The organism is Oscillochloris sp. ZM17-4 (assembly GCF_019599295.1).
In the GTDB taxonomy this organism is placed as follows: domain Bacteria; phylum Chloroflexota; class Chloroflexia; order Chloroflexales; family Chloroflexaceae; genus Oscillochloris.
The window spans coordinates 1-8430 of record NZ_JAIEWN010000091.1; the positions used below are offsets into that span (position 1 = coordinate 1).

Annotated in this window: 8 protein-coding genes and 1 pseudogene; 3 read left to right on the plus strand and 6 right to left on the minus strand. The window is 71.5% G+C overall.

What is annotated here, in order from left to right:
- Positions 1-188 precede the first annotated feature (188 nt).
- Together K2Z83_RS27195 and K2Z83_RS27200 are read right to left on the minus strand one after the other, a co-directional pair.
- On the minus strand, positions 189-386 hold the full coding sequence (locus tag K2Z83_RS27195) for a hypothetical protein (protein ID WP_220598310.1): 198 nt from the start codon (positions 384-386) through the stop codon (positions 189-191).
- A gap of 181 nt (positions 387-567) precedes the next feature.
- Positions 568-1470 (minus strand): ABC transporter permease, encoded by a 903-nt coding sequence (locus K2Z83_RS27200; protein ID WP_220598311.1) that lies wholly within the window; start codon positions 1468-1470, stop codon positions 568-570.
- A 121-nt stretch (positions 1471-1591) separates the two neighbouring features.
- Here K2Z83_RS27200 and K2Z83_RS27205 point away from each other — a divergent pair.
- Positions 1592-2272 (plus strand): annotated as a pseudogene (locus tag K2Z83_RS27205) (alanyl-tRNA editing protein); the annotation flags it as partial.
- 37 nt (positions 2273-2309) lie between these two features.
- Here the strand turns inward: K2Z83_RS27205 and K2Z83_RS29545 are convergent.
- Entirely contained in the window at positions 2310-2711 is a 402-nt protein-coding gene (locus K2Z83_RS29545) for an AzlD domain-containing protein (RefSeq protein WP_255604553.1), read from the minus strand.
- The gene (locus K2Z83_RS27210; protein WP_220598313.1) at positions 2712-3431 is read right to left on the minus strand and encodes an AzlC family ABC transporter permease; all 720 of its coding nucleotides are present in this window, start codon (positions 3429-3431) and stop codon (positions 2712-2714) included. It lies immediately after the preceding gene.
- A 155-nt stretch (positions 3432-3586) separates the two neighbouring features.
- On the opposite strand from K2Z83_RS27210, the gene K2Z83_RS27215 reads away from it, so the two are divergent.
- Positions 3587-4375 (plus strand): GNAT family N-acetyltransferase, encoded by a 789-nt coding sequence (locus K2Z83_RS27215; RefSeq protein WP_220598314.1) that lies wholly within the window; start codon positions 3587-3589, stop codon positions 4373-4375.
- A 77-nt stretch (positions 4376-4452) separates the two neighbouring features.
- Positions 4453-6534: a molybdopterin-dependent oxidoreductase gene (locus K2Z83_RS27220; protein ID WP_220598315.1), complete on the plus strand. Its 2082-nt coding sequence runs from the start codon at positions 4453-4455 to the stop codon at positions 6532-6534.
- A gap of 30 nt (positions 6535-6564) precedes the next feature.
- Here the strand turns inward: K2Z83_RS27220 and K2Z83_RS27225 are convergent, their stop codons facing one another.
- Positions 6565-6741 (minus strand): hypothetical protein, encoded by a 177-nt coding sequence (locus K2Z83_RS27225; protein WP_220598316.1) that lies wholly within the window; start codon positions 6739-6741, stop codon positions 6565-6567.
- 453 nt (positions 6742-7194) lie between these two features.
- Positions 7195-8430 (minus strand): MFS transporter (locus K2Z83_RS27230; protein ID WP_220598317.1); only part of this gene is annotated, 1236 nt, incomplete at its 5' end.

The window sequence follows — 8430 nt, forward strand, 5'->3', positions numbered from 1 at the left end:
ACGGTTCTGCGAAGGCCGCCTACGCGGCATGCCTGAGGCCGCGAAGGCGGCCTTCGTTACACAAGAGCTCGCGGCTTCAGCCGCCGGGCGACGCCGCACCGCGTTACTTCTGCTCTACTGCCAAATCAGGCAACACCGCAGAAGGAGCGCGGTGAGCTCTCGGTTATACCCCGCCGCCCGCGCCAGGTTCAGCGCCAGCAGCCGGGCCAGGATCTCCTCGTCGCTGAGAGCGAGCCGTCCCGGTTCTCGCCGGGCGTCTCGTGGCCGATCAGCCGGCAGAGGTCGATGAAGTGCTCCTGGCTGACGCTGCGCTCCTTGCGGGCGTCGCCGCGCCACTTGGCGACGAACTCGTGGGGGGTGAGGGCCGTTCGGCGGTAGACTGTCAAGCTGCGACGAACCTTGTCTAGTGCGCTAAAATCATCCCACGCGGGCTGGCCGGCGCGACGCCCCGTATGGCTGCGTGATCAGCGCAGCGTATGCGTGTACCCGAGTAGTCCTCACCTCCGCGCCCTCCGCGTTCGTGTCCTCCGCCCCGCTTCGTGTCCTTCGTGTTCCAGACGCCTCTGCCTACCCCCCGTCGCCCTTCTTCCGCCGCACCTCGTACTGCACCGGGCGCAGCAGGCGCACCGAGAGCACCAGGAGCAGCCCGGTGGCCAGGGCGGTCAGGAAGAGGTAGACCAGCCAGGGCGAGGGCACCAGGATGTCGCTGCCGCCGGAGGGTATCGTGAAGAAGAAGGCGTTCTCGCCGCTGCTCAGGGAGGCCTCGGTGATGCCCAGGGCGATGAAGGGGTGCGCGCTGAGCAGCAGGCCCATCGTGTAGATGTAGACGATCCCCGGGTCGCCGCTGAACGCGCCGCCGATCAGCGAGCCGACCACGAAGATGAAGGGGATGAACAGCAGCAGGAAGATCACGCTGCCCAGCGACATCACGTTGGCCGCCAGCGTGCTGCGCATCACCGTGGACCAGAAGACCCCGACGGTGGCGTAGCAGATCGCCGTGGCGGCCAGCCCGGCCACGCCGATCAGCAACTCGGTGCCGCTCACCCCGCCGAAGAGGAAGGCCAGCCCGGCCATCGGCAGCGAGGCGAAGATCAGCAGCATGGCGAAGGCCAGCGCCGAGGCCAGCTTGCCGAGGACGATCTGGAGCGGCGAGAGCAGCGTGGTGATCAGCAGGTCGTAGCTCTGGCGCTCCTTCTCGCCCGAGATCGCCCCCGCCGTCAGGGCCGGGGTGATCACGCAGACCTGCACCAGCGTGGAGACCATCACCGTGATGAAGATCGCCTTGCCGATGCCCCGCCCCGCCTCCACATCGCTCGGCCCGCCCGAGAAGGAGCTGGCGCTGGCCGCGTACACCAGAAAGGTGATCAGGCCGGTGATCGACAGGTAGACGATCAGGATGATCAGGGCGCGCCAGCCGCGGATGCGGCCGCGCAGCTCACGGGTCAGCACCGGGTTCGAGAGCAGGTTCATCGGCAGGGTCCTCAATCTGCAATCCACAATCCACAGTCTGCGATCATATCATAACGCATCGGCCGGCCCCTGCGAGTGGTACAATCGGGGGAGAACCCCGAGATGCAAGGAGCACCGACTGATGACGACCCTGCTGTACCATACCGACGCCTACCTGCGCGCGTTCGACGCCCGCGTGATCGCCGTCGAGGGCGACGATGTGGCCCTTGACCAGACGGCCTTCTACGCCACCAGCGGCGGCCAGCCCCACGACGGCGGCCAGGTCACGCAGGGCGGCCGGAGCTGGCGGGTCACCGGGGTGCGCAAGGCCGGCGACCTGATCTGGCACACGCTCCAGGGCGCGAGCGCGCCCGCCGTCGGCGACACCGTCCACGGCGAGATCGACTGGGACCGCCGCTACAAGCTCATGCGCACCCACACCGCCCTGCACCTGCTCTGCGGCGTGATCTGGCGCGACTACCAGGCCCCCGTCACCGGCGGCAACATGGACACCGACGAGGGCCGCCTCGACTTCGAGCTGCCCGGATTCTCCAACGAGTTGGCCCAGGAGATCGTCGAGAAGGTCAACGCCGAGGTCGCCGCCGACCGACCGATCGAGGTGCAGATCCTGCCGCGCGAGGAGGCCTTCCAGATCCCCGACCTCATCCGCACCAAGATCAGCCTGCTGCCCGAGGGCATCGCTGAGGTGCGCACGGTCAACATCGTCGGGCTGGACCTGCAGGCCGACGGGGGCACCCACGTCGCCCGCACGTCCGAGGTGGGCCGCGTGGCCCTGGTGAAGACCCGCAGCAAGGGCGCCAGCAACAAGCGGATCATCATCCGCATCGGCTGCTGCGCCCTTACACCACACCCGCCAGCCGCATCGCCCAGTACGCCGCCATGCCCGCCGCGATCGTGGCCAGGGTGTTGCCGGTGCGCCAGGCCACCAGCCCGCCGACCAGGCCGGCGATCAGGGGCGCGCCCGCCACCAGGTGCGGCGCGTCGCCCGCGCTCACGGCGATCGGCCTGAGCGCCAGGGCGGTGAAGACGGCCACCGGCACGTAGCCCAGCCAGCGCCCCAGCCAGCCCGGCAGCTCGCCGCGCATCGTCAGCAGCGGCAGCGCCCGCACCAGCAGCGTCACCGCCGCCATGCCCGCGATGGTCAGCCAGATGCTCATCGTACCTCCGGGTGATTGTAGATTGCAGATTGCAGATTGCAGATTGACCGCTGCGCTCTGCGCTCTGCGTTCTGCAATCTGCAATCAAAAATCTGCAATCTGCAATCGCAGCAGCGCGCCCACCGCGCTGGCGCCCATACCGGCCAGCAGGATGTACCAGCTCCCCGGCAGCCAGAGCGCGCCCAGCAGCGTCAGCGCCGCCGCCGCCGCCGCGACGGCCTGGCTGTCGCGGCGGCGCAGCAGCGGCACCAGCAGGCCGATGAAGGTCAGCGGGAAGACCAGGTCCAGCCCGTAGGCCGCCGGGTCGGGCAGGGCGCGGCCGAGCAGCACGCCGGCCAGGGTGCTAAGCTGCCAGACCACGTACATGCTCAGGTTGGCCCCGAGCTGGTAGGCGGCGCTGCCCCGCCCGCCGAGGAACTGGCGCACCCCGATCGCGTAGGACTCGTCGGTGAGCTGGGCGGCCAGGCCCAGGCGCACCCAGCCGCCCGAGCGGCGCAGGTAGGGGGCCAGCGAGGCGGCCAGCAGCAGGTGGCGCGCGTTGATGATCAGGGTGGTGACGACGATCGCGGCCGGGGCGGCGGCGGCGGCGAACATGCCCGCCGCCGTGAACTGCGAGGCCCCGGCGAAGACGAAGAGCGACATGGCCAGCGTCTGGGCCGGGCTGAGGCCGGCGGCCAGGGCGCTCACCGCGTAGATCACGCCGAAGGGCGCCGCCCCCAGCCACAGCGGGGCCACGGCCAGGAAGCCGGCCCGCACCTGGGCGGCCCGCCCCGGCGCGGGTGTGGAGATCTGAAGTTCTGCCATAGTGATCCCATGGTATGATCAGCCCGCCCATGCTGCCAGAGACAATCGGCGGATCTCCGGCGCGACAAACAGGGGCGCAGCAGCGCCGCGCTGCTGCGCCCTTACCCCTCATCTTGAGCGGGTCTACTGGGCGATAGCCCAGATGGAGCCATACAATGACCGACCAGATGATCGCCCTCTCGCGGCGCTGCGAGGAGTCGGCCCGGGCGGCGGCGGCCCGCGGCCGCGAGGTGATGCGCTTCGGCCCCTTCGAGGCCCTGCTCGACCTGGGCACCGACCTGATCTGGCTGAACTACGCCGTGCCGACGGCGCCCGTCGCCGATCTGCCCGCCGCCCTGGCCGCCCTGGAGCAGCTGAAGGCCCACTTCCGCTCGCGCGGCCGCCGCCCGCGCTTCGAGTTCAACGCCGCCCCCTGGCCCGACCTTCCCGCGCTCCTGGAGGCCGCCGGGCTGGCGCTCCAGGAGCGCCAGCCGATGATGGTCTGCACGCCGGCCGACCTGCGCCACCACGCGCCGCCCGGCGTCGGCGTGCGCCTGCTCTCGGCCGACTCGCCCGACGCCGACCTGCGGGAGCTGTCGCGCATCCAGCGCGCGGCCTTCGGCCACACCGGGGCGGAGCCGGACGCCGCGGGCCTGCAGGCGACCCGCGAGCAGCTGCGCGCCGGCGCGCAGCTGCTGGCCCTGGCCACGCTCGACGGCGCGCCGGCCGGGGCCGGCGGGATCTTCCCCGACGACCGGGGCGTGGCCGAGCTGGCCAGCGTGGCCACCCGCGCCGAGTCCCGCCGGCGCGGGGTCGCCGCCGCCCTCAGCGCCGCCCTCACCGACGCCTTCTTCTCACGCGGCGGCCAGGTGGCCTGGCTCTCCGCCGCCAACGCCGGCGCCCAGGCCGCCTACGCCCGCGTCGGCTACCAGCTGTTCGACGAGCGAGTGATCTATATTCTGTAAGGGCGCAGCAGTCACCCGATGTGCCGCGCGTAGCGCGGGACATCCGGTGACTGCTGCGCCCCTACTAAGGGGAACGTATGACCACCACTGAGCTGATCCGCGGGGCCTGCCCGCACGACTGCCCCGACACCTGCGCCACCATCACCGAGGTGCGCGACGGGCGCGCGGTGGCCTTCTACGCCGACAAGGCGCACCCCTACACCCAGGGCTGGCTCTGCGCCAAGGTGCGCCCCTACCTGGAGCGAGTCTACAGCCCCGACCGCCTGCTCCACCCGCTGCGCCGGGTCGGCCCGAAGGGCGCCGGCCAGTGGGAGCGCATCTCCTGGGACGAGGCGCTCGCCACGATCGCCGATCGCTGGCGCGGGATCATCGCCGAGCACGGCGCGGCCGCCATCCAGCCGTACTCCTACAGCGGCACCCTCGGCCTCATCCAGATGGGCGTCTGCGACGCGCGGCTCTGGAATAGGATGGGCGCCGGCGGGCTCGACCGCACGATCTGCTGCTCGGCGGCCCACGTGGCGGTGGCGGCCACCATCGGCGCGCGCCACGGCCCCGACCCGGCCGACGTGCTGAGGAGCCGGCTGGTGATCATCTGGGGCAACAACCCGGCCAGCTCCGGCCCGCACTTCATGCCGCTGCTGCGCCAGGCCCAGAAGGCCGGGGCCTACGTGGTGGTGATCGACCCCCGGCGCACCACCACCGCCCGCTCGGCCGATGAGCATATCCAGCCCCGCCCGGCCACCGACGCCGCCCTGGCACTGGGCATCATGCAGGTGATCTTCGCCGAGGGCCTGCACGACGAGCCCTGGCTGGAGGCCCACAGCCAGGGCTGGCGCGAGCTGCGCGAGCGCGCCGCCCAGTACCCGCCCGAGCGCGTCGCCCAGATCACCGGCGTCCCCGCCGAGACGATCGTCGGCCTGGCCCGCCGCTACGCGACGACGAAGCCGGCCCTGCTCAAGTTCGCCGACGGTATGCAGCGCCACGCCAACGGCGGCCAGGCCGTGCGCGCCCTCTGCTGCCTGCCGGCCCTCGTCGGCCAGTACGGCGTGCCCGGCGGCGGCCTGGCCTACAGCACCAGCGGCTACGTGCGCTGGGATGCCGAGGCCTTGGGGCACGCGCGTGAGTGCCCGCCCACCCCGCGCGCGGTGAACATGAACCGTATCGGCGCCGCCCTGCTGGGCGAGGTGGATGGCCCGCCGATCATGTCGCTGTTCGTCTACGGGGCCAACCCGGTCGCCTCGGCCCCCAACGCCGGCCTGATCGTCCGGGGCCTCATGCGCGACGACCTGTTCACCGTCGTCCACGAGCAGTTCATGAGCGACACCGCGCGCTACGCCGACATTGTGCTGCCGGCCACCACCCAGCTGGAGCATGCCGACCTGCACGGCGCCTACGGCCACCGCAATCTCCAGTACAACCAGCCGGCGATCGCGCCGCTCGGCGAGTGCCGCAGCAACTGGGACACCATGCGCTCCCTGGCCGCCGCCATGGGCTACGCCGAGCCCTGGCTCCAGCAGAGCGCCGAGGAGGTGATCCAGGAGCTGCTCGCCGCCACCGCCCCGGCCAGCCCCTACCTTGAGGGCGTGTCCTTCGAGCGGCTGCGCGAGCAGGGCACCGTGCCGCTGCACTTCAGCGACGAGGACTACACGCCCTTCGCCGGCGGCCGCTTCCCCACGCCATCCGGCAGGGTCGAGCTGCGTTGCCCGGCCATGACCGCCCACGGCGTCGACCCCCTGCCCGACCACGTCCCCGCCGCCGAGCTTGAGGAAGATGATCGCTCAGCCCTCAGCCCTCAGCCCCCAGCCCTCACCCTGATCTCCGCCGCCTCGCACCACTTCGTGTCGAGCAGCTTCGGCAACCAGCCCAGCCTGCGGGCGAAGGAGGGCGCGCCCTTTGTGGAGATCAACCCCGAGGACGCGGCGGCGCGCGGGATCGCCCACGGCGACACCGTGCGCGTCGAGAGCGCCCGCGGCTGGTGCCGCCTGCGCGCCGTCGTCACCGCCGACGTGCCCCCCGGCGTCGCCGTGGCCCCCAAGGGCCAGTGGGCCAGCCTCTCGCCCGACGGCCGCAATGTGAACTGGACCACCCCCGACACGATCGCCGACCTGGGCGGCGGCAGCAGCTTCCACTCCAACCGGGTGCGGGTGAGCCCCGCGTAAGGGCGCAGCAGCGCCGCGCTGCTGCGCCCGCTACCCCACCTCGACGCGCTCTGACCCGAGCACCCCGCGCAGCCCGTCGATCAGGCCGTCCGTGCAGCTCACCGTGTGCTGCGACTGGAGCACCACGATGCCGACCCCGTTGGGCACGTACAGCTTGACCATATCCTCGCCGCTGCTGGAGCCCAGAATGTCGTGGACATTCTGCATGTGGCGCACGTTGCCCTCGTGGTCACCGCCGCGCGGGAAGTAGATCCGCAGGGTGCGCCCGCTCCAGCTCGGCGTGGCCGGGGCCTCCTCGCTGGCCGGGGTGGGCGCGCTCTTCTTGCCGCCCCCCCCCTGGGGGCGCGTCGCCCCCCAGACCCCCCGAATTTGATGCGGTGGCGTGTGGAATGCCCGTTGTTTGGCCTGTGGGCAGGGCGGTGCAGCTGCGCGTCAACAAGTGCCTATGCCGCGAAGCGGCTCGCCTGTCATGACAACGGGCAATGACGTTGTTACAGACCTAAGATTCCAGGGTTCGAAGGGGCGGAGCCCCTCGCGGGGATGCAAGGGGCAGGCCCCTTGCCGCGGGGTCTGGGGGCGCGTAGCCCCCAGCGGGGATACCGCGGTCGAGGGGCGCGCATCCCCAGCGAAGACGCTGTAGGGACGCAGCGCGCTGCGTCCCTACAACGTCTTCCAGAACACCCCGACCATGATGGCGCGCAGCGCGCTGCTCAGCACGAAGAGGAAGGCCAGCCCCACGATCTGGAAGGGGCCGACGCTGATCTGGGTGTCGGCGACCAGCGTGGCCAGCGCGCCGCCGAGCAGGCCCGCCGTCAGCGTGCCCAGGCCGGTGATCGCGCTGAACGAGGCCATCGCCGCGCCGCGGTAGTTCGCTGGCGCGCGGTCCATCAGCACGTTCACCATGCCCTGCGTGATCCCCGGCCAGAACACCCCCGAGAGGATCGAGGTGATCCAGAGCGGGATGATGTTCGTCGGCGTGGCGATCACCCAGCCCCAGGGCAGCGGCAGCGTGCCCACGATGCAGAGCACCAGCACCCGCTTGTAGCCGTACTTGTCCTGCAGGCGGCCCATCAGCGGCCCGAAGACAAGCGAGACCGCGCTGGTGACGATCGCCTGGAGGGCCAGGGCCGAGAAGCCCAGCTTGAGCGTGCTCAGGCCGTAGGCGTTGAAGAAGGGCGACGCCACGCCGGTGGCCAGCGCCCAGCCCACGTTGGCCGCCACGAAGCTGCGGAAGCTCCGGTCGCGCAGGGGGCCGCTGAGCATATCGGCCAGGTTCACCCGGCCCTTGGGCTTGATCGGCGGCTCGGCCTGGCGCGCGATCAGGGCCGCCGAGCCGAGGGCGGCCAGCACCGCCACGCCGAAGATGATCGCGTAGCCGAGCGCGTCCTGGCCCTGCGCGCGGGCGCTGTCCAGGGCCGCCCCGGCCAGGAAGGTGGTTGCCATCGCCGCGACCGCCGCCACCGTGTTGCGCATGCCGAAGTAGCTGCCGCGCCGGCGGGCCGGCACCAGGTCGCTCATCCAGCTCAGCCATGCGTTGCCGGCGATGCCGTTGAGCGCGTAGGAGCACGCCAGCCCGACGAAGAACACGAGCAGCTGCGCGCCGCCGAGGAAGCTCATGAAGGGCAGGGCGAGGAGCAGCGCCCAGATCAGGCGCCCGGCCAGGCCCGTGCTGAGCACCAGCCGCCGCCGGTCGCCCATCCGCTCCTCAAGGTAGGCGCCCACGAACTGGAAGAGCTGGCCGATGAAGGGCAGCGCGCCGAGGATGCCGAGCTGGAAGCTGTTGGCCCCCAGCAGCAGGGCGAAGCCGGTCAGGAAGACGCTGCCGCCGACGGCGCCGGTGATGCTGATGTGGGCCGTGGCGACCGCGCCCTCCCAGGTGGAGATGCGTAGGCCGCG

What these genes read in the sequence shown, in the direction of transcription:
- K2Z83_RS27210 (WP_220598313.1), bottom strand. Translation starts at nt 3,431, where the DNA reads ATGGCAGAACTTCAGATCTCCACACCCGCGCCGGGGCGGGCCGCCCAG.
- K2Z83_RS27215 (WP_220598314.1), top strand. Translation starts at nt 3,587, where the DNA reads ATGACCGACCAGATGATCGCCCTCTCGCGGCGCTGCGAGGAGTCGGCC.
- K2Z83_RS27200 (WP_220598311.1), bottom strand. Translation starts at nt 1,470, where the DNA reads ATGAACCTGCTCTCGAACCCGGTGCTGACCCGTGAGCTGCGCGGCCGC.
- K2Z83_RS27225 (WP_220598316.1), bottom strand. Translation starts at nt 6,741, where the DNA reads ATGCAGAATGTCCACGACATTCTGGGCTCCAGCAGCGGCGAGGATATG.
- K2Z83_RS27220 (WP_220598315.1), top strand. Translation starts at nt 4,453, where the DNA reads ATGACCACCACTGAGCTGATCCGCGGGGCCTGCCCGCACGACTGCCCC.